Origin of the sequence: Serratia sp. P2ACOL2 (assembly GCF_003691565.1) — a bacterium.
GTDB lineage: Bacteria > Pseudomonadota > Gammaproteobacteria > Enterobacterales > Enterobacteriaceae > Serratia > Serratia liquefaciens.
This window is the reverse complement of the sequence record NZ_CP033162.1, coordinates 5,152,297-5,174,091: the sequence shown is the minus strand read 5'-3', so window position 1 is coordinate 5,174,091 and position 21,795 is coordinate 5,152,297. Positions and strand designations below refer to the sequence as shown.

General features: G+C 57.3%; 15 protein-coding genes. 9 read left to right on the top strand and 6 right to left on the bottom strand.

Annotation, left to right across the window (positions count from 1 at the left end; genetic code table 11):
* Nucleotides 1-6 precede the first annotated feature (6 nt).
* Nucleotides 7-396, bottom strand: coding sequence for a Tm-1-like ATP-binding domain-containing protein (locus tag EBA31_RS24805; RefSeq protein ID WP_122080435.1), 390 nt, complete (start codon nucleotides 394-396; stop codon nucleotides 7-9).
* A gap of 453 nt (nucleotides 397-849) precedes the next feature.
* Between EBA31_RS24805 and EBA31_RS24800 the strand changes: the two genes are divergently transcribed.
* The 3 genes from EBA31_RS24800 to EBA31_RS24790 all read left to right on the top strand — a co-directional run bounded on the left by EBA31_RS24800 (nucleotide 850) and on the right by EBA31_RS24790 (nucleotide 8,350).
* A complete protein-coding gene (locus EBA31_RS24800) occupies nucleotides 850-3,864 on the top strand; it encodes an autotransporter outer membrane beta-barrel domain-containing protein (protein WP_122080690.1) in 3,015 nt (1,004 codons plus the stop codon).
* 69 nt (nucleotides 3,865-3,933) lie between these two features.
* Nucleotides 3,934-7,035, top strand: a complete 3,102-nt coding sequence (locus EBA31_RS24795; protein WP_122080434.1) for an autotransporter outer membrane beta-barrel domain-containing protein — start codon at nucleotides 3,934-3,936, stop codon at nucleotides 7,033-7,035.
* A gap of 463 nt (nucleotides 7,036-7,498) precedes the next feature.
* The gene (locus EBA31_RS24790) at nucleotides 7,499-8,350 is read left to right on the top strand and encodes a helix-turn-helix domain-containing protein (RefSeq protein ID WP_044554851.1); all 852 of its coding nucleotides are present in this window, start codon (nucleotides 7,499-7,501) and stop codon (nucleotides 8,348-8,350) included.
* Here EBA31_RS24790 and EBA31_RS24785 read toward each other — a convergent pair.
* From EBA31_RS24785 to EBA31_RS24770, 4 genes are all read right to left on the bottom strand, one after another.
* A complete protein-coding gene (locus EBA31_RS24785) occupies nucleotides 8,340-10,124 on the bottom strand; it encodes an ATP-binding protein (protein ID WP_122080433.1) in 1,785 nt (594 codons plus the stop codon). The two genes, EBA31_RS24790 and EBA31_RS24785, sit on opposite strands and share 11 nt — an antisense overlap.
* Nucleotides 10,121-10,615: a molybdopterin-dependent oxidoreductase gene (locus tag EBA31_RS24780; RefSeq protein WP_020837458.1), complete on the bottom strand. Its 495-nt coding sequence runs from the start codon at nucleotides 10,613-10,615 to the stop codon at nucleotides 10,121-10,123. The genes EBA31_RS24785 and EBA31_RS24780 overlap by 4 nt, the downstream gene beginning before the upstream one ends.
* Nucleotides 10,616-10,774: 159 nt before the next feature.
* Nucleotides 10,775-12,127, bottom strand: coding sequence for a glutathione-disulfide reductase (gorA, locus tag EBA31_RS24775; protein WP_046374911.1), 1,353 nt, complete (start codon nucleotides 12,125-12,127; stop codon nucleotides 10,775-10,777).
* A 129-nt stretch (nucleotides 12,128-12,256) separates the two neighbouring features.
* Nucleotides 12,257-13,099 carry a 23S rRNA (adenine(2030)-N(6))-methyltransferase RlmJ gene (locus EBA31_RS24770; RefSeq protein WP_020837454.1) on the bottom strand — a complete coding sequence of 281 codons (843 nt, stop codon included), beginning with the start codon at nucleotides 13,097-13,099 and terminating at the stop codon, nucleotides 12,257-12,259.
* Between the two features lie 135 nt (nucleotides 13,100-13,234).
* Between EBA31_RS24770 and EBA31_RS24765 the strand changes: the two genes are divergently transcribed.
* The gene (locus EBA31_RS24765) at nucleotides 13,235-13,642 is read left to right on the top strand and encodes an ASCH domain-containing protein (protein WP_122080432.1); all 408 of its coding nucleotides are present in this window, start codon (nucleotides 13,235-13,237) and stop codon (nucleotides 13,640-13,642) included.
* Here EBA31_RS24765 and EBA31_RS24760 read toward each other — a convergent pair.
* On the bottom strand, nucleotides 13,634-14,551 hold the full coding sequence (locus EBA31_RS24760) for a LysR family transcriptional regulator (RefSeq protein ID WP_202914233.1): 918 nt from the start codon (nucleotides 14,549-14,551) through the stop codon (nucleotides 13,634-13,636). The two genes, EBA31_RS24765 and EBA31_RS24760, sit on opposite strands and share 9 nt — an antisense overlap.
* A 109-nt stretch (nucleotides 14,552-14,660) precedes the next feature.
* Between EBA31_RS24760 and EBA31_RS24755 the strand changes: the two genes are divergently transcribed.
* The 5 genes from EBA31_RS24755 to EBA31_RS24735 all read left to right on the top strand — a co-directional run bounded on the left by EBA31_RS24755 (nucleotide 14,661) and on the right by EBA31_RS24735 (nucleotide 21,794).
* Nucleotides 14,661-16,103: an amidase gene (locus EBA31_RS24755; RefSeq protein ID WP_122080430.1), complete on the top strand. Its 1,443-nt coding sequence runs from the start codon at nucleotides 14,661-14,663 to the stop codon at nucleotides 16,101-16,103.
* Between the two features lie 85 nt (nucleotides 16,104-16,188).
* Entirely contained in the window at nucleotides 16,189-16,650 is a 462-nt protein-coding gene (locus tag EBA31_RS24750; protein ID WP_122080429.1) for an HIT family protein, read from the top strand.
* A gap of 120 nt (nucleotides 16,651-16,770) precedes the next feature.
* Complete coding sequence (prlC, locus tag EBA31_RS24745; protein ID WP_122080428.1) at nucleotides 16,771-18,813, top strand: oligopeptidase A; 2,043 nt, start codon at nucleotides 16,771-16,773, stop codon at nucleotides 18,811-18,813.
* Nucleotides 18,814-18,821: 8 nt separating this feature from the next.
* Nucleotides 18,822-19,580 carry a 16S rRNA (guanine(1516)-N(2))-methyltransferase RsmJ gene (gene rsmJ / locus EBA31_RS24740; RefSeq protein ID WP_122080427.1) on the top strand — a complete coding sequence of 253 codons (759 nt, stop codon included), beginning with the start codon at nucleotides 18,822-18,824 and terminating at the stop codon, nucleotides 19,578-19,580.
* A gap of 315 nt (nucleotides 19,581-19,895) precedes the next feature.
* Nucleotides 19,896-21,794 (top strand): bifunctional UDP-sugar hydrolase/5'-nucleotidase, encoded by a 1,899-nt coding sequence (locus EBA31_RS24735; RefSeq protein WP_122080426.1) that lies wholly within the window; start codon nucleotides 19,896-19,898, stop codon nucleotides 21,792-21,794.
* The last annotated feature ends 1 nt before the right edge of the window (nucleotide 21,795 follow it).

The window sequence follows — 21,795 nt, the reverse complement described above, 5'->3', positions numbered from 1 at the left end:
TTGGATTTAAAGAACCTTTTCCGTTGATAAGGCCCGTGGAAGAAACTCATTCGGCACGCCAGTAATCGAGCGGAATTGTTTGATCACGGTCTGGGCAAAATGCGGATCGTTAATATGATAAGCGGTTTTTACCAACACATCTTTTGCTGGTGGGCAGCACGTGGATCCCGGCGCATCGATAAAAGCGGCCAGTGCCTGTGGATCCCGAAACGGCTGCCGCGGCGCGTCCAATGTGGGTCCACCGCCACCCGGGATCATGAAGCGCACTTCGCCTGTGCAGGCATTTATTACTGGCGAAAGCCATTTTTCCGCAAGGTGAAGAAGATGCGATGAACAGCAAAAAACCGTTAGCATGATAATCCAATTTTCAATGGTCTGCTCCGTGTAAACCAGCATATTTCACTGAGTGAATATTGATAATTCTTATAATTAAAAGAAATAATAAACGCATTTTATGCTTTTTTTTAATGGTCGACGGAGGCGAGTTTATCGGCTTTTGTTATTTGATTTATTTCTATTTATCATTTAATTAGCTTTTCCTCTCGCCAGGAGGGGCTCATTCTTCTCGCCCGTTTTCGGCCATTCAAAATCCTTATGTCTTTCCTTCCTTTTTTCTAACAATGACGTTCCCACGTTAGGCGTTTGCCTTATTGACCCATAAGGCGTGCTTGAGATTGTTGTGCTTTATTTATTTGGTGTTACGAAACTGTTACACAAAAAAACCAATAAAACATTTGCAAACAACAATGGACGGTATCTGGGATGGAAAATAAACGTAGAGGAGTCAAGCCTGTTCAGGCGGCCTTCGGCTGGCCTGAAATTGGCGTTAGCCGCGCCCAGTGGAGCGCGATGCTTTTTTGCCTGGCAACCATCGGTGGGGCGCAGGCTGCGCCCTATGTAGAGAGCGGAAAGCAGGGCGATCCCGCCAGTTGGCGCAGTAAGGAATTTAATGCCGAATGGGGGCTGGGGGCCATCCACGCCGATCAGGCCTACGCCGCCGGTTATACCGGCAAAGGCGTTAAGCTCGGCATTTTCGATCAGCCGGTATATGCCAAACACCCGGAGTTCGGCAGTCAGGACAAAGTGATCAACCTGGTCACGACGGGGATCCGCGAATATACCGATCCCTATATCCCGGTGAAGAAAGGCGATGCATTTCGCTATGACGGCACGCCAAGCGTGGATTCCGACGGCACTCTCGGCTCGCACGGGACCCACGTAGGCGGCATCGCCGCCGGTAACCGCGACGGCGGCGAGATGCACGGTGTGGCATTTAACGCGCAAATCATCAGTGCCGAAAACGGGGATCCGGGGCCGGAAGACGGCATCATTCTCGGCAACGATGGCGCGGTATATCAGGCAGGTTGGAATGCGTTGATCGCCAGCGGTGCGCGCATCATCAACAACAGCTGGGGTATCGGCATTACCGAGAAATTTGATCAGGGTGGTAAGGATCCAGCCTATCCGCATTTCACCCTGGCCGACGCGCAGAAACAGTTCGACCAAATCAAACAGATCCTCGGTACTAAAGCCGGTGGTGCTTATCAGGGGGCGATCGATGCGGCGCGCAGCGGCATTGTCACCATCTTTGCCGCCGGTAACGATTACAACCTGAATAACCCGGACGCGATGGCCGGTTTGGCCTATTTCGTGCCGGAGATCGCGCCGAATTGGCTGTCGGTCGCCAGCCTGCAGGATCCGAATAACACCGGTGATTACAGCATCAGCAGCTTCTCCTCCCGCTGTGGCTATACCGCCAGCTTCTGTGTTTCCGCTCCGGGCAGCAAGGTGTACAGCTCGATTATCGAAGGCAACAGCGTAGATAACCTGACCACCGGCTATGCCAAATACAGCGGAACTTCAATGGCCGCACCACACGTGGCAGGCAGCATTGCAGTGCTGATGGAACGCTTTCCCTATATGACCGGCGCACAGGTGGCTTCGGTGCTGAAGACCACTGCGGTTGATATGGGCGCGCCGGGCATCGATGCGCTTTACGGCTGGGGGATGATTGATCTGGGCAAAGCGATCCACGGCCCGGGGATGTTTGTCACCGAACAGGATATCCCGGAGGAGTTCCGCGTGAGCGGTGCCTACGGCCCGGAGCAATTTGTGGTGAATCTGCCAGGCATCGGTGCAGTACTGGACAAAGGCAAACCTACCGAGCGTGTGTGTGACGATATTCATTGCGGGTTGGATGTCTGGAGCAACGATATTTCCGGCCATGGCGGCCTGACCAAATTGGGCATCGGCACACTGGTGCTGACCGGCAATAACAGCTACGCAGGGCCAACCCTGGTCAATCAAGGCCTGCTGGCGGTAAATGGTTCGGTGACTTCGGACGTGACGGTGCAAAGCGCCGGCGTGCTGGGCGGTTCCGGTACGCTGGGTTCGTTAACTGCCCGTAGCGGCGGTACCGTGGCGCCGGGCAATTCGATCGGCACGCTGAACGTGACTCGTGACGTCAGCTTCGAACCAGGCTCCCGTTACGCGGTGGAAGTGGCACCGAACGGCCAGAGCGATCGGATCCAAAGCAACGGATCGGCGACGATCGGCGGCGGTGAGGTGGCGGTATCGCTGGAAAACAGCAGCAACCTGTTGTCGCAAAACGAGGTTCGCAGCCTGCTGGGTCAGCAGTACAACATTCTGACCGCCCAGCAGGGTATCCGCGGGCAGTTTGACTCTGTGGCGCCAAACTACCTGTTCCTGGGCACCGGCCTGACCTATCAGCCGAATCAGGTAACGCTCAACGTCGGCCGTAATGACACCAGCTTCGCCAGCGTGGCGGCAACGCAGAACGAGCGGGCGGTGGCGGCAGCGGCAGATGCGCTGGCGGCGGGCAATCCGGTGTTTGAAAGCATCCTCAACGCCGGTTCGGCGGGGGAAGCGCGGCAGGCGTTCCGTCAGCTGTCAGGGCAGATCCACGCGGATATCGCTTCGGCACAGGTGAACGACAGCCGCTACCTGCGCGACGCGCTGAACGGCCGTTTGCGTCAGGCGGAAGGGCTGGCGACCTCGCCGGACATCAAGGCTGACGACGACGGTGGCGCCTGGGCGCAGCTGTTGGGGGCCTGGGACCACGCGTCGGGCGATGCCAACGCCACGGGCTATCAGGCATCCACCTACGGCGTGCTGGTGGGGCTGGACTCTGCGCTGGCGGACGAATGGCGGTTAGGGGTCGCGACCGGTTATACCCGCACCTCGCTGGACGGCGGTTATGGCTCGAATGCTGACAGCGACAACTACCACCTGGCGGTGTACGGCGGCAAACAGTTCGGTGAACTGGCGCTGCGTGCCGGTGGGGGTTACACCTGGCACCGTTTCGATACCTCACGCTCGGTGAACTACGGCATGCAGTCAGATCGCGAAACCGCGAAGTACAGTGCGCGCACCGAGCAGGTGTTCGCCGAAGCGGGATACAGCATAAAAGCGGCCTGGGTGAATCTGGAGCCGTTCGCCAACCTGGCGTACATCAACTTCCAGAACAACGGCATCGCGGAAGACGGTGGGGCGGCGGCGCTGCACGGTGACAAGCAACACACCGACGCGACGGTCTCGACGCTGGGGCTGCGTGCGGACACCGAGTGGCAGGCGAGCAAAACCACCGCGGTGGCGCTGCGCAGCGAGCTGGGTTGGCAGCATCAGTACGGCGATCTGGCTCGCGGTACTGGGCTGAAGTTCAACGGCGGCAGCTCACCGTTCGTGGTGAACAGCGTGTCGGCGTCGCGTGACGGTGCGGTGCTGAAAGCCAGTGCGGAAGTGGCGGTGAACAAGAACGCCACGCTGTCGCTGGGCTACGGCGGGCTGCTGTCGCAAAACTACCAGGACAACAGCGTTAACGCCGGTTTTACCTGGCATTTCTGATCTTAAAAAACAAACGGAACAACCGTCCCACTGGGGCGGTTTTTACCAAAAACAATAAGGGATAAGGGAATGAAGCAATCTGCAGGAAACAACAAACCGGCATTGGCGCCGACATGGAAACTGAACGCCCTGTTATGCGCGTTGTTGGCCGCCGGTGGTGCACAGGCCGCGACCTATACCGAAGGGGGGAAGAGCGGCGATCCGGCCAGTTGGCGCAGCAATGAATTCAATGCTAACTGGGGGTTGGGGGCTATCCATGCCGACGAGGCTTACGCGGCAGGTTATACCGGCAAAGGGCAAAAGGTGGGGATCTTCGATACCCCGGTGAACCAGCATCCGGAATTTGCCGGTGATGGCAAGCTGACTAACGTTGTCACCGAAGGCTATCGCGCCTATACCGATCCGCATCGTGAGGGGATTAAGGCCGGCGATCGTTTTTACTTTGACGGTACTTTCCATTTTTACAGTGGTTCACAGGGGCAGTTAAGTAACCACGGCGTCCACGTTGCCGGTATCAGCGGTGCCAACCGTGACGGCACCGGCATGCACGGCGTCGCCTTTGATTCGCAAATCATCAGCGTCGATAACGACAATGACGGCCCGGCCTACGGTGAGTTCCTCGGGCTGGATGGCAGCGTGACCAACGCGGGCTGGCAGGCGATGATCAACAACGGCGTGCGGGTGATCAACAACAGTTGGGGCGTCAGCATTCCGGATTTTCTTTCGGATAATGGCAAGAAACCCGATGCGCTGCATTTCGAGCTGAAGGACGCGCAGGAACAGTTTGATCAGGTGAAACCCTTGCTGGGCAGCCTTGCGGGGGCGGGTTATCAGGGGGCTATCGATGCGGCACGTAAAAATATTCTGGTGCTGTTCGCCGCCGGTAACGACGGTAACTACAACCAACCGGATGTGATCAGCGGCCTGGCCTATTTTGTGCCGGATATTGCGCCTAACTGGCTGTCGGTTGCCAGCGTCGCGCAGGATGACGCCTCCACCAACAGCGTGCCTTACACCATCAGCAGCTTCTCTTCGCGTTGCGGCTATACCGCCAGCTTCTGCGTCTCCTCGCCGGGCAGTAAAATCTACAGCACCGTAGCCAACGGTTCAGATCCGAACCAGTTGGTCTCCGACTATGGCAATAAAAACGGTACCTCAATGGCGACGCCGCACGTGACCGGCGCAGTCGCCGTATTGCTGCAGCGTTTCCCGTACATGACGTCGGCGCAAATTGCCGATGTGCTTAAAACGACCGCGACCGATATGGGGGCTCCGGGCATCGATGCCTTGTATGGCTGGGGGATGATCAATCTGGGCAAGGCGATTAACGGCCCGGGCATGTTCTATACCGTCGATGATATCCCCGAGGAGTTTCGTATTCCGGACCCGACGGGCGTGGCTTACGGCTCGTCGCAATTTGTCGCCAACATTCCTGGCATGGGGGCGATCATCGATGAGGGTACGTTGCATGCCAGAGTCTGCGATGACTACCACTGCTCGCTTGAAGTGTATTCCAATGATATCAACGGCCATGGCGGCCTGACCAAAGAGGGCCAGGGGGCGTTGGTACTGACCGGTAACAACACCTACTCCGGCCCGACGTGGGTCAATACCGGCCTGCTGGCGGTAAATGGTTCGGTGACTTCGGACGTGACGGTACAAAGCGCCGGCGTGCTGGGCGGTTCCGGTACGCTAGGGTCGTTAACTGCCCGTAGCGGCGGTACCGTGGCGCCGGGCAATTCGATCGGCACGCTGAACGTGACTCGTGACGTCAGCTTCGAACCAGGCTCCCGTTACGCGGTGGAAGTGGCACCGAACGGCCAGAGCGATCGGATCCAAAGTAACGGATCGGCGACGATCGGCGGCGGTGAGGTGGCGGTATCGCTGGAAAACAGCAGCAACCTGTTGTCGCAAAACGAGGTTCGCAGCCTGCTGGGTCAGCAGTACAACATTCTGACCGCCCAGCAGGGTATCCGCGGGCAGTTTGACTCTGTGGCGCCAAACTACCTGTTCCTGGGCACCGGCCTGACCTATCAGCCGAATCAGGTAACGCTCAACGTCGGCCGTAATGACACCAGCTTCGCCAGCGTGGCGGCAACGCAGAACGAGCGGGCGGTGGCGGCAGCGGCAGATGCGCTGGCGGCGGGCAATCCGGTGTTTGAAAGCATCCTCAACGCCGGTTCGGCGGGGGAAGCGCGGCAGGCGTTCCGTCAGCTGTCAGGGCAGATCCACGCGGATATCGCTTCGGCACAGATGAACGACAGCCGCTACCTGCGCGACGCGCTGAACGGCCGTTTGCGTCAGGCGGAAGGGCTGGCGACCTCGCCGGACATCAAGGCTGACGACGACGGTGGCGCCTGGGCGCAGCTGTTGGGGGCCTGGGACCACGCGTCGGGCGATGCCAACGCCACGGGCTATCAGGCATCCACCTACGGCGTGCTGGTGGGGCTGGACTCTGCGCTGGCGGACGAATGGCGGTTAGGGGTCGCGACCGGTTATACCCGCACCTCGCTGGACGGCGGTTATGGCTCGAATGCTGACAGCGACAACTACCACCTGGCGGTGTACGGCGGCAAACAGTTCGGTGAACTGGCGCTGCGTGCCGGTGGGGGTTACACCTGGCACCGTTTCGATACCTCACGCTCGGTGAACTACGGCATGCAGTCAGATCGCGAAACCGCGAAATACAGTGCGCGCACCGAGCAGGTGTTCGCCGAAGCGGGATACAGCATAAAAGCGGCCTGGGTGAATCTGGAGCCGTTCGCCAACCTGGCGTACATCAACTTCCAGAACAACGGCATCGCGGAAGACGGTGGGGCGGCGGCGCTGCACGGTGACAAGCAACACACCGATGCGACGGTCTCGACGCTGGGGCTGCGTGCAGATACCGAGTGGCAGGCGAGCAAAACCACCGCGGTGGCGCTGCGCAGCGAGCTGGGTTGGCAGCATCAGTACGGCGATCTGGCTCGCGGTACCGGGCTGAAGTTCAACGGCGGCAGCTCACCGTTCGTGGTGAACAGCGTGTCGGCGTCGCGTGACGGTGCGGTGCTGAAAGCCAGTGCGGAAGTGGCGGTGAACAAGAACGCCACGCTGTCGCTGGGCTATGGCGGGCTGCTGTCGCAAAACTATCAGGACAACAGCGTCAATGCCGGTTTTACCTGGAAGTTCTGATCCAACACATTTCACTTTCGGGATTTAAACCCACAGGGCCAGCTTGCTGGCCCTATTTTTTTGCATGGTTTCCCCGCAGGCGGTGTGGAGCGGCAGGGTTAAGATAAAAATAAGGCAAGAAAAAACCGAGACCCTTGCGGATCTCGGTTCAAATGCGGGTAAAACAGATTAGCGCTACGGCTCAAGTTTCGGTGAGGGTCTGTTGCATACATTCTCTCAGTACAGCAACCGAAATGAGCTTTCCCTGGTGTTATTGTGATTATTGGTGATGCGATTTCACTATTGTTATATTTTTATTGTGGTGTTGCTGTGTGTCTCTTCTGATACCATGTTTGACTATATAATGTGGTATGTCAAGCAATGTTTAGATAATACATTGTACCATATACCAGTTTTAGATCGCTTTTTTGCACGGCAAGTATGAAAACGACTGAAAAAACAGCAAAAAAAATCGAAGGAAAAAATGGATAACAATCATCAGAAATTCGATTCACAGTCGATTGCAAACCGGGTCAGGGAACTGTTTGTACATTATGGGATTGGTAAGCGGCAGCATGCCAAGGAGCTCAGCCGTATTCTGGATCTGAGTTTTTCGCATGCGCATCGCAAGCTGAAAGGGCAAAGTCCCTGGACTCTGGAGCAGATTAACGACGTCGCGGCGGCGTTAGGGGAAACGCCGGCTGCGATCGTAGATACCGGAGCTGAACATGACGTCTCCGCGCAAACTATTGCACGTGATGCCATCTTTTACGTGGGCGGGGTGGAATTAGCCTGCGTCGGTTATATCGGCCATGAGCTGATTGGCGGGCGGACTGCGGAATATGTCGCACTTCAGCAGGCTGGGCAATGGGGCATTTATCGCGCGGATGATGCACCGCAGGGGCAACGCTATTGTGTGGAACTGATAGAGGTTCGCCCCGCCGCCGTCGAAGACGAGCGTTTGAGCATTGCGGTGCTCGATGATTCGCATCTGGCGGCCGATGAGTTGACCAAATACCTAAACGGGCGCGGTTTCCATGCCGTGGCATTCTACGACGTCAGCAGCTTTTGTCAGGCACTGCAGCAAAGTCTGTTCGATGGTTACGTGGTCGACTGGTTGATTGGTCAGGAAACGGCAGATCGCTGTATTGAAACCATCCGCGCGTCGGATAACCCAGACGCGCCGGTTTTAGTGCTGACCGGTCAGTTGGGTACCGACCAGCGTGAGTCTGAAATCGCCAGGGCGATGCGTGACTATGACGTTCTGGGTCCCTATGAGAAACCCGTGCGGCTCCACGTTATCGAAGCCGCACTGTTGCGGTGCTTCAACCTTTAGCGGCGAGCAGTGAAGCCAGTGCGGATGACAAGGCGTCCAGCCGAACCGGTTTCATTAAATAGTTGTCGAACAGCGCCCGCTGTTCGACAGACAGTTGCTCAGGGGTGTAGGCGCTGATGCCGATAATCGGGATATGGCGGTTGGGGCCACGTTGGTCACGCAGTTTTTTAGCCAGTGCGGCCCCATCGATTCCCGGCATTTGCAGATCCAGCAGCAACGCGTCGTAAGGACGCCGCAGCAGTTTTTGCAGCGCTCTTTCAGACGAGTTGCACAGCTCATGCTGATAGCCGAGCTTGTCCAGCAGCGCCGAGAAGGCGTCACTCACCGATTTATTGTCATCGACGACCAAGATATGCTGCTGTTTCTGCGGCAAACTTTGCTGGTGGAGCGGTGTTTCACCCAACTTTTCCTCGTTACTGACTTCTACCGGAATGCTGACGATAAAGGTGCTGCCTTTTTTGATTTCGCTGTAGACGGTAATGGTGCCGTTGAGCAGCGTCACCAGCCCGTGCACAATCGCCAACCCCATGCCGACGCCCCCATACTGGCGGGTATGTGATTGATCAAGCTGGGTGAAGGGCCGGAATATCTGATCCAGCATTCCCTTTTCGATACCAATCCCGGTATCGGTGACCTCAATAATCAGCGAACTGCCGGTAGCCTGGCTGCGCAAGCAACTATGCAGCGTGATGGTGCCGCTTTCGGTGTATTTGAACGCATTGGTCAGCAGATTGACGATAATTTGCCGGATGCGCAGCGGATCGGAATGTATCTGCAGATGGCCGCATTCCACTTCACACAGCAAAGTGACCTGATCTTTCTGGCGCAGCGTTTTGATTTCATTCGCCGTTTCTTCAACCAGCCGCTGGGCATCGAAGGGAGCGATACGCAGTTCCATCATACCGCTGTCGAGATGGGCGTAATCGGTCAGGTCTTTCATCTGACTTTCAATTTGCTGTGCGGCGGTTTCCAGCCTTTGGAAAGTGTCCGCGTGCTCGGCCGATACCTGGGTATTCACCAGCACATCAATGGCGGACATGATGCTCTGTAGCGAGGTGCGTAGCTCGTGACCGATGGCGCCCAGAAAGGCATTTTTGGTGCGGGTGGCTTTTTCCGCCTCAATCGCCTTGGCCTGCTGGCGGATAGTCAGGCGCTGCTGACGCAGCACAATCAGCGTGATGGCGATCAGCGCGATCACTGAAAACATCACGATCACCAGACCATAGAAAATGATGTGTCGTTTCTCGATATAGTCTTCGTAGGCCGCGGTGCGCTGCTTCACTTCGGCATGATCGGTCAGGTTAGCCATTTCAATCGCATAGGGCTTGATTTGCTTCATCGCCTGCGAAATCAGAGAGAAATCAATTTTCGGGCTGTTCAGCAAATTATCAATCTGATCCATTTTCTCGCGCATGTGCGTGACGACTTCGGGATAACCCGGTTCGGCATACAGCGGCTGGGTGGATTCGGAGACCGTTTCCAGCACGTAAAAACGCGAATAAAGGATTTCAAATTTGAGCCGAAGGTCTTCGCCATCCACCTGCGGTGCGTTTTTCAACTGTTCGACCAGCGTGTCGAATTCCGCCAGCTTGATCGAGAATTTGGCGATCGACCAGGAGTAATTTTCCTGCGTGCCGGCGATAGCATACAACCCTTTTTTCGACAGGGTCGCGCTGTAGTAATACAGCGTCACCGTAGAGGCAACCAGAAACAGTGCGGCAAAGATAGCCGGGATCGCCAGCCTGCTGCCGCTTTTAAACCCTGTGAGCTTCATTTGATTACGATCCTGTCCACTTGCCAGATGAAGCGCGAGTTGTAGAGCGGAGAATTTAACTCAGGCCCGGCGGCATCCCTCGGGTAAACCAAAAACAGCGGGCCGAAGTTTCTGATCTTCAGCATGACGCCGTCCATTTTGTAAGCCAAAATCATGTTGTATTTTTCGACATCTGACAGCGGCACGTCGATGTAATAATCGTTCAGCGCATAAAATGTCAGCGTGCTGCCTTTGGCGCCGACGCGCGCCAAAATGTCCGCCACGCCAATCCCCTCGAACTTTCTTTGCGGCGTCCAGGAGGTAGAGGTGGTGATGCTGCGCACCGGCATTGCCAACAGTTGTTTATCGGTAAACAGATAGCTTTTCTTTACCGGATCGGTGGTGTTTTCGATGTTTCCCGCGACTTCCAGGGTGAAACTTAGCGCGCTGGTTTGAAGGATGGCCAGCGCAAAAAATGCCCACAGCGTGTTTTTAAACAGATTGAACAGCATCAATGTTCTCCAGAGTCGCGGATGCTTGCATGAGCCTTGCCCATATATCAGGCAAAATAATGGCAGAAAATGAAGGTTTGTGTCGAAGTAAAGGGTAAAGAGGACCAAAAGAAAAGGCCAGGGGGTTAACCTGGCCTGAGTTTTAGCGGGTGCCCAAGCTTAGCGCATGGTCACAAACTCTTCTGCGGCGGTCGGGTGGATCGCCACGGTGTTGTCGAAGTCTTTCTTGGTCGCGCCCATTTTAATGGCTACGGCAAAGCCCTGCAGGATCTCGTCCATGCCGAAACCGATGCCGTGCAGGCCGACGATTTTCTCTTCCTTGCCCACGCAGACCAGCTTCATGCGGCACGGTTGGCGGTGCTGCGTTACGGCGCTGTACATGGCGGTGAAGGAAGATTTGTACACTTTCACGTTGTCCGCACCGAATTTCTCAATCGCTTCCGGTTCGGTCAGGCCAATGGTGCCGATCGGCGGGTGGCTGAACACCACGGTGGCGATGTTGCTGTAATCCAGGTGCTCTTCCGGCTTGTTGTTGAACAGGCGTTCGGACAGGCGACGGCCTGCGGCTACGGCAACCGGAGTCAGTTCGACGGCGCCGGTGTTGTCGCCTACGGCGTAAATCCCTTTTACGTTGGTGTTTTGGTATTTATCGACGTCGATGTAGCCTTTTTCGTTGGTTTTCACCCCGGTAACGGCCAGGTTCAGGTTATCGGTTGCCGGTTCGCGGCCAATCGCCCACACCAGGCTGTCGACGGTGAATTCCTTGCCGTTTTCCAACTGTAACGTCAGGCTGCCGTCGGCGTTTTTGACGATGGCTTTTGGCACGGATTCCGTGTGCAGGCTTGGCCCTTCGGTGTTCATCACTTCCACCAGGGTCTCGACAACCATAGGGTCGAAAGTCCGCAGTGGCGCGTGTTTACGCACGAACAGGTGGGTTTCAGCCCCCAGCGCGTTCAGCACGCCAGCGATTTCTACAGCGATATAACCAGCACCCACCACCGCAACGCGTTTTGGCATGGCGTCCAGATCGAAGAAACCGTCTGAATCGATGCCGTATTCTGCACCCGGAATGTCAGGGTGGCTTGGACGGCCGCCGGTGGCGATCAGGATATGGTCGGCGGTGATTTTTTCACCGTTCACTTCCACCGTGTGGGCGTCGACAAAGCGCGCGAAGCCTTTGATCACGTCGACTTTGTTTTTACCCAGCACGTTGTCGTAGGAATTATGAATGCGGTCGATATAAGCGGTGCGGTTGGCGACCAGCTTCTTCCAGTCAAACGCGTTGACGGTGGTATCGAAACCGTAATCCGGGCCGTACAGGTGGATGGCCTCGGCGATTTGTGCCGCATGCCACATAACTTTTTTCGGTACACAACCCACGTTTACGCAGGTGCCGCCCAGTTCTTTGGCTTCAATCAGTGCGCATTTCTGGCCGTACATGGCTGCCCGGTTGATCGATGCGATGCCGCCGCTGCCGCCGCCAATTGCTAGATAATCGTAATGTTTGGTCATCTGGGATTTCCATGAATTGTGTGAATCGAAGAGCGTAAGAGTTTAACGCCTGATGCAGGTTTGTCGCAAAGATTGCGTCAATGGCTGTGATAGGTGGGGTAAAGGCGCGGCAGGCCGCGCCCCGGAAGCTTATTCCGGCACTACCCAGTTCACCAAATGGTGGCCATTGCCTGACGGCACCAGGGTTTTGTGCAGCCATGGCAGCACGTTTTTCATCTGCTGTTCCAGCTTCCACGGCGGGTTAATCACAATCATGCCTGAGGCGGTCATGCCGCGCTGGTCGCTGTCGGGTCTTACCGCCAGTTCGATCTGCAGAATATTGCGGATGCCGGTGGCTTCCAGGTCTTTCAGCATGCGCTTGATTTGCTGGCGCATCACCACCGGGTACCACAGCGCGTAGGTGCCGGTGGCAAAGCGCTTGTAGCCTTCCTGCAGGCCTTTTACCACGTCCTGGTAATCGGTTTTCATTTCGTACGGCGGGTCCATCAGGATCAGCCCGCGGCGCGACAGCGGCGGCAGTTGGGATTTCAATTGCTGGTAGCCATCGGCGCGTTGCACCTTGGCACGCTCGTCCTTCTGGAACTCACTGCGCAGCAACGGGAAGTCGCTCGGGTGCAGTTCGGTCAGGTGAATTTTATCCTGCGGACGCAGCAGCTGACGGGCAATCAGTGGCGAGCCAGGGTAGTAACGCAGCCTTTCGGTGCGGTTAAAGTTGTGCACTACGCTCATGTAGGCTGCCAGCTCTTGCGGCAGGTCATCACGTTGCCACAGCAGACCGATGCCTTCCAGGTATTCCCCGGTGCGCTCGGCGTGTTCACCGCTCAGCTGATAGCGACCTGCGCCGGAGTGGGTATCCAGGTACAGGAACGGCTTCTCTTTTTCTTTCAGCGATTCGATGATCAGGCTTTGAACGGTGTGCTTAAGCACGTCGGCGTGGTTGCCGGCGTGGAAACTGTGGCGGTAACTTAACATGGCTTGTGGTAATTCCTTGTGCTCCCGACGGAGCCTGCTGAACAGAATAAAGGCTTATATTCTGCACAGTATAAACTGTCTGGGCGGGAAAAAGTGAAATGCGTGACCTCAGCCCTTCAATCAAGGAGAAAGGCGATGACTAAAGCGGCCATTTTGGCTAAATACCCTGGCGCGTCTCGCTGGGCGTTCGGCGACAGCCCCATTCTGGCGGACGAGCTGTTGCAACGGGTGCTCGAAGGGCAAAAAACCGCCACCTGCTGTTCTTATCTTTCATATCGGCAAGAGCAAGAGCCGATGCTCGGGGATTACAACGTCGTGCTTGACGGCCGCGGCGAACCGGCCTGCGTCATCAGGATCCTGTCATTGAAGCTGACTCGCTATTGCGACGTTACGGCCGAGATGGCGGCACAGGAGGGCGAGGGGGATAAAAGCCTCGCGTTCTGGCGACAAGGGCACCAGGATTTTTTTACGCGTGAAGGCACTTTTTCGCCCCAGATGTGGCTGGTGTTTCAACAGTTTGAGCTGGTTGAAGTTTTACAGTGATGTCGATGGGGCCTCCAGGGCGTTAACCACCTGCTCACGCAACCAGCCATGGGCCGGATCCAGGTGCGAGCGTTCATGCCACACCATTACCATGTCATAGCCGGGTATTGCCAAGGGGGCCGGCCAGGTGCGCAGGTCGCCAAGCAGTTCGCCCAGCATGCGTGAAGGCAGCATCGCGACCATATCGGATCTCGCCAGCAGTGCGGGGATGAACAGGAAGTGCGGCAGTGACATCACTACACGCCGCGCTAATCCCTGCGCTTCCAACAGCGTGTCAATCAGGGTGCGAAAACCGCCGCCGTCTTGCGAAACCATCACGAACTCCAATTGACAAAACTGCTCCAGCGATGGGGGGCTTTGCAACAACGGATGGTCACGGCGGCCTACCAGCAGGTACTCCTCGCGAAACAACTGCCGGTGGCGCAGCGCGGCGGGGGCTTCTTCTCGGGACAAAAAACCGAGGTCGATCACGCCGTCCGCCAGATCGCGACTCATGTGTTTCGGCGATGCTTCGCGGATCGCCAGGCGGGATTGGGGTGCTGCCTGCCGCAGTTTGGGCAGCATCGGCAGCAGGATGGCATATTCGGCGGCGTCGGCTGCGGCCAGTTGCCAGGTCATTTCGGCCAGCAGCGGATCAAAGGGGTGTTCCGGCGCCAGCAGGCGGCCGAGGTCGGCCAGCGTCTGGCGCAGCGGCGTCAACAGGCCGAGTGCGCGTGCGGTGGGCAGCATACCCCGTGGGCCGGGCAGCAGCAGGGGATCGTGGTAAATCTCGCGCAGCTTGGCCAGTTGAATGCTGACCGACGGCTGGCTCAGATTGAGGCGCGCCGCCGCCCGCGTCACGTTGCGTTCGCTGAGCAGCGCTTCCAGCGTGACCAGCAAGTTGAGATCGACCCGCTTTAAATTGTTGATAACTATTCCTCGTATTAAATCTATCAATTTCAACTATAGCGCCAATCCTCCTACCGTGGAACGGACGTCGGAAAAGCCGGCGAAACCATAACGGATGAAGGAAGAGACGATGAAACTGAGCGAGTACGTTAGCTACGACGCGCTGGGGTTGGCAGCATTGGTACAGGCGGGTGAAGTCAGTGCACAAGAGCTGCAGCAAACGGCGAGGGCAGCGGTTGAGGCGGTAAACCCGGCGATCAACGCGGTGGTGGAGCATTGGTCGCAGCCGCAGTGGGAGAAGCGGGGCCCGCTGTCGGGGGTTCCCTTTCTGATCAAGGATATCGCTATCAGCATGGCCGGTAAGCGTCTTGAATTGGGGAGCCGGTTGGCGCAGGGGCATATTGCCGCGGAAGACAGCTATCTGATGAGTAATATCCATCGCGCGGGGCTGGTGACCTTTGGCCGAACCACCACGCCTGAGATGGCGTTCAGCACCACCACCGAAGCGGTGTTGTACGGTGCTACGCGCAATCCCTGGAACCCTGATTTCAGCGCCGGAGGTTCCAGCGGCGGAGCCGGTGCGGCGGTTGCTGCCGGGGTTGTGCCTATGGCGCATGCCACTGATGCTGCCGGTTCTATTCGCGTGCCTGCGTCGTCGAATGGGCTGTTCGGCCTTAAACCGACGCGCGGTCGGGTATCACATGGCCCGGCGATGGATGAAGTGTTCAACGGTTTTGGCGTTCAGTTGGGGCTGAGTCGCACGGTACGCGACAGCGCCGCGTTACTGGATGCGCTACAACACCCCCATCCCGGTGAACCTTATTACACGGCACCGCAGGCAGATAGCTGGCTGTCGCAGGTCACCCGAGACCCTGGCCGGTTGCGTATCGGCATAATGACCCAGGCCTGGAATGGCGGGAAAACCGATCCGCAAATCACCCAGGCCACTAACGACACCGCGGTGCTGCTGAGCGAACTGGGCCATCAGGTCACCGAGGCGGAGATGCCGATCGGCGTCAGCTGGCAGGAACTGGTATTCGCCAATGCGCAGATCTGGTGCGCCAATCTGGTCGGTTGGGTCGAGGGGCTGAGCCAAACCACCGGACGGGCGATTTCAACCGAGATGCTGGAGCCGGAAACCTTGGCCTGTTACCGCTACGGATTGACCGCCAGGGCGGTGGATATGGTTGCGGCGCTTGAAGTGCGTAACCGGGTGACTCGTGCCGTGGGCGCCTATTTCCAGCAGTACGATCTGTTTTTGACCCCGACCATGCCTGACTTGCCCTGGCGGATCGGTCGCTACGGTACCGGAACGGCGGACATGAGTGGCCTGGAGTGGACCGCGCACTTGTTCGACCATTCGCCGTTCACACCGGTGTTTAACGTAGCCGGCGTGCCGGCGATGTCGGTACCGCTGGCGCATGATACGCAACATAATCTGCCGATAGGTATGCAATTCGTCGCCGGTTTTGGCCGTGAAGATCAGCTGCTGCAATTGGCAGGGCAACTGGAGCGGGCAGCGCCGTGGCATCAACGGCGTCCGGCCGTTTGGGCGGGAAATGCAGGGGAATAGCAGTCAAAAGGCAAAATATCCGCTATGTTGCTGAAAGGCTTTTTACGGCGAGCTTTTGGCTCGCCGTACCATTCAGGAGGAGACGATGAGCTGCATCTTTTGCGAAATGGTGGCGGGCAGAGTGCCGTGCCATAAAATTTGGGAGGACGAGAGTCATATGGCGTTCCTTTCCATTTATCCGAATACCGAGGGGTTCAGCGTAGTGATCCCCAAGGCGCACTACGAGAGCTACGCCTTTGCGTTGCCGGACGAGGTGCTCAGCGAGCTGATGTTGGCGACCAAGCGGGTGGCGCAGTTGCTCGATCGGGCGTTTGACGACGTGGGACGCTGCGGCATGGTGTTCGAAGGTTTCGGCGTCGACCATGTGCATGCCAAGCTGATCCCGATGCACGGTACCGCTGCGCTGGAACAATGGCAGCCTATCGAATCGACCTCGGCGAAATTCTTCGACCGCTATGAAGGCTACCTTTCGTCCCACGACGCGGCGCGCGCCGACGACCAGCATCTGGCCGCGCTGGCCGCGAAAATCCGCCAGAGTGCCGTTTAAGGCACTATCTATCAACGTCGGGCCATTGATTTTCCTGCTGCTTGGCTCCATGTTAGATATTCATACGCATTTTAAGGCCTTCCCGTCGTGGCGGGCCCCAACGCTAATCAGGACTGCCCTATGACAAATCCGTTGCTGACCCCGTTTTCCCTGCCGCCGTTTTCCGCCATTCGTCCAGAAGATATCGTGCCCGCGGTGCAATCCGCCCTGGATGACTGCCGCGCTACGGTAGAGCGCGTTGTCGCGCAGCCGGGGCCATTTACCTGGGATAATCTGTGTCAGCCGCTGGCGGAGTCTGACGATCGCCTGTCGCGCATCTGGTCGCCGGTGGGGCACCTGAACTCGGTGAAAAACAGCCCGGAACTGCGCGCCGCCTATGAGCAGGCGCTGCCGTTGCTGTCCGAGTACGGCACCTGGGTAGGGCAGCATGAAGGGCTGTACCAGGCGTACCGCAGCCTGAAAGAGGGCGAAGCCTTCGCGCAACTGACCGCGCCGCAGCGCAAGTCGGTAGAAAATGCGCTGCGTGATTTCGAACTGTCGGGTATTGGCCTGTCGCCGGAAAAACAGCGTCGCTACGGCGAGATCGTGGCACGCCTGTCCGAGCTGGGTTCTACGTACAGCAACAACGTGCTCGACGCCACCATGGGCTGGAGCAAGCTGATCACCGATCAAGCCGAACTGAGCGGCCTGCCGGAAAGTGCATTGGCTCAGGCCCAGGCGATGGCGCAGGCCAAAGAGCAGGACGGCTGGTTGCTGACGCTGGATATGCCAAGCTATCTGCCGGTGCTGACCTACGGCGATAACCGCGCGCTGCGTGAAGAGATGTATCGCGCTTTTGCCACCCGCGCCTCCGATCAGGGGCCGAATGCCGGCAAATGGGACAACAGTGAAGTGATGGCGGAAACGCTGGCGCTGCGCCACGAACTCGCCCAGCTGCTGGGCTTTGACAGCTATGCCGACAAGTCACTGGCGACCAAAATGGCGGAAAACCCTGAGCAGGTACTGGGTTTCCTGAGCGATCTGGCCAAACGCGCCCGTCCACAGGCCGAGCAGGAACTGGCGCAGCTGCGTGCCTTCGCCAAACAGCATTACGGTGTGGATGAGCTGGAAGCCTGGGACATTACCTATTACGGCGAAAAGCAGAAACAGCACCTGTTCTCGATCAGCGACGAGCAACTGCGCCCTTACTTCCCGGAACAGCGCGTAGTTGAAGGGTTGTTCGAAGTGGTCAAACGCATTTACGGCATCACCGCCAAAGAGCGCAAAGATGTGGATACCTGGCATCCAGAGGTGCGTTTCTTCGATCTGTTCGATGCTAACGGTGAGCTGCGCGGCAGCTTCTACCTCGACCTGTATGCCCGTGAAAACAAACGTGGAGGCGCCTGGATGGACGACTGCGTCGGCAGCCTGCGCAAGGCTAATGGCGAGTTGCAAAAACCAGTTGCCTACCTGACCTGTAACTTCAACCGCCCGCTGGGCGACAAGCCGGCGCTGTTCACCCATAACGAAGTGACCACGCTGTTCCACGAGTTCGGCCACGGTCTGCATCATATGCTGACCCAAATCGATACCGCCGGTGTTTCCGGGATTAGCGGTGTGCCATGGGATGCGGTCGAACTGCCAAGCCAGTTTATGGAAAACTGGTGCTGGGAGCCGGAAGCGCTGGCGTTTATCTCCGGCCATTATCAAAGCGGCGAACCGCTGCCGAAAGAGATGCTGGACAAGCTGCTGGCAGCGAAAAACTATCAAGCGGCGCTGTTCATCCTGCGCCAGTTGGAGTTTGGCCTGTTCGACTTCCGCATGCACGCCGAATACAGCCCGGAGAAAGGTGCGCAGATCCTGCCAACGCTGGCAGAAGTGAAAAAGAGTGTGGCGGTCGTGCCTTCGCCAAGCTGGGGCCGTTTCCCGCATGCTTTCAGCCATATCTTTGCCGGCGGTTACGCGGCGGGTTACTACAGCTATCTGTGGGCAGAAGTGCTGTCGGCCGATGCCTATTCGCGCTTTGAAGAAGAGGGGATTTTCAACGCCGAAACCGGCAAATCCTTCCTCGACAATATTCTGTCGCGTGGTGGTTCCGAAGAGCCGATGGAACTGTTCAAACGCTTCCGTGGCCGTGAGCCGCAGCTGGATGCTATGCTGCGCCATTACGGCATTAAAGGATAACCCCACCGGTGAGCGTGTGTTTATTGTGTGAAGAAGGCGCCGATCCCGGCGCCTTGTCTATTCTGGCGGAACGCTGGCAGTTGGTTTCGGACGACGACGCGACGATGGCGCTGGTGCTGACGTCGGAACGTCTGGAGTTACGTAAGCGTGACGAACCCAAGCTGGGGGCGATCTACGTCGATTTCATCTCCGGCACTATGGCGCACCGACGCCGCTTCGGCGGCGGGCGTGGCGAAGCGGTGGCGAAAGCGGTCGGCATCAAGGGCAGCTATCGGCCAAACGTGGTGGATGCCACGGCCGGGCTGGGGCGCGATGCCTTTGTGCTGGCATCGCTGGGCTGCCGGGTGAGGATGCTGGAGCGTAATCCTGTGGTGGCTGCCTTGCTGGACGATGGACTGCAACGCGGCTATCAGGATGTGGAAATCGGCGCATGGCTGCGCGAGCGCATGACTCTGCTGCATGCCTCCAGTCTGACGGCGTTAGCCGAGCTCGACTCACCACCCGAGGTGGTGTACCTGGATCCTATGTACCCGCACAAGCAGAAAAGCGCGCTGGTGAAGAAAGAGATGCGGGTGTTCCAGTCGCTGGTGGGCAGCGACGACGATGCCGATGGTCTGCTGGAGCCGGCACGCCGTCTGGCGACCAAGCGCGTGGTGGTTAAACGGCCGGATTACGCTCCACCATTGGCTAACGTGCCCGCGCATGCGGCCTCGACCACCAAGAGTCACCGTTTCGATATTTATATGCCCTATCCCCTTCATACTTGAGGCTGTATCTGTGTTGGCTGCATTACTCGGCCCGGCCACGGGCCTCGCCCCTTAACGGGGCCAACGCAAACGTTGTTCAAATCTGTTCCCGACAGATTTGTTGTGCGCCCCAGTCACTTACTTGAGTAAGCTCCTGGGGACTGACAAACTTGCCGCCTTGATACAACGCCAATTATTTAGGGCATAGAGGGCGAAATAGGGAGGTATTCATTGATCCACCTCCCAATTTTATTTTTTACCTTGCAAAGATACTGGCAAGCTTGTGTTCCAGATCGCATGATTCCTGTTCGTTCCCCTCCCTATAATTAGATGATAATGAAGAAGACACTCCTTGCTGTTTTGCTTTGCCTGGGTACCTCTGCAATGGCTTCTGAACCAGTCAATATCACCATCCTCGGCACGTCCGATCTGCACGGTACCTTTGTGCCCTGGGATTATTCGACCGACACCGAAAACCTGGCCGGCAGCCTGAGCCAAATCGCCACTCAGGTGCAACAGGTACGGGCGAAGCAGCCCAACGTGATCCTGGTCGATGCCGGCGACACCATCCAGGGCAACTTTGTCGAGACTTTTAAAAACGACAAAACCAGCCCGATGATCCTCGGGTTTAACGCGCTGGACTATGACGTCTGGGTGATGGGTAACCATGAGTTCGATTTCGGCCTCAAACCGCTTTCCACCTCACTGAACCAGTTCAAGGGCACGGCATTGGCCGGCAATATTCTGTGGGAGAGCGGCAAACCCTACCTGCCGGCGTATAAAATCATTGAACGTCAGGGAGTGAAAATCGGCATTATTGGCATGGATACGCCGATGACCGCAGAGTTCGCCAAAGGTACCGACCGGGTGAAAGGGCTGAACTTTACCGATCCGGTACAGGCGGTGAAGCAGGTCATTCAGCAAATTCAGGGTGAAGTGGACGCTATCGTGCTGGTGGCGCACATGGGCATCGACAACGAGAACCAGCGCCCTGGCACCGGCGTTGGCGATATCGCTCGTGCGAACCCGGAACTGGCGGCGATCGTCGCCGGGCACATGCACGTAAAAGTCGATAAAGAAGTGATTAACGGCGTGATCGTTACCGAACCGGACAAATATGGCCGTGCGCTGTCGCGCATCGATTTGCAGTTTGAGCAGCATAACGGCAAGTACGTGCTGATCAACAAAGACAGCTATACCTACCCAATCAAAGGCATCGCGTCGGATAAAAAGCTGGAAGAGATTTATCAGCCTTATCACAAGATTTTGCGCGCCAACGCCAACCGGCCGATTGCCCAGCTCAGCGGCCAGGATCTGGTGCCGCCGGATGCGGTGAAGGGGATCCCGCAGGTACACGTGCAGGATACCGGCATCAGCAAACTGTATCAGGAAGCAAGCCGTTACTATGCGCCACAGGCGCAGGTGATCGCGCTGCAGATTGATAATGACCGGCCGAAATTAAACGTCGGTACCATTACGGCCAAAGATATCGCCTTCAATTATCAATATGCCGGCGGCGAGATCACCGTGTACCAACTCAGCGGCAAAGAGCTGAAGAAGTACATGGAATGGTCGGCGGGCTACTTCAATCAGCTGCAGGACGGCGATGTGACCTACAGCTTCAACCCGCAGCGCCGCGCGTCCAAGTATTCCACCAATGATTTCTTCGATGGCGTGACCTATAAAATCGACCTGCGCCAACCGGTCGGGCAGCGTATCCGTGATTTGCGCATGGCCGACGGCACGCCGGTGACTGACAGCATGCCGATCCGTCTGGGCATGAACAGCTATCGCATGGGACACCTGACGCAAAAAGGCGGCGCACTGGAAGGTATGCAGTTCCCGGTATTGTCGGACAGCAAGGCTGAATATGGCGAAGAGGCCGGAACCATCCGCAACCTGACTATCCGTTATCTGACCGAAGTGAAAAAAGGCCAGTATCAGGGACAGGCGGTGCAGCGCTGGCAGTTGGTTGGGTTGGAAGGCTACGAACGTGAGCGTAAAATTGTCGAAAAACTGCTGAACGACGGCAAAATTAGCGTACCTACCAGTGAAGATGGGCGTTACGGTAATGTCGCGTCGTTCAACGTGAAGCCACTGCTGATCGGCGAGCCGAAGGCCCGTCAGCAGCAACAGGCGGCATTGAAGGCAGAATTGGCCGCCGCCAGCGATCCGGTGGCGAAAAAACGCCTGAGCGATCGGTTAGTGATTCTCGAGGCGATTAACAAAGCCTGAT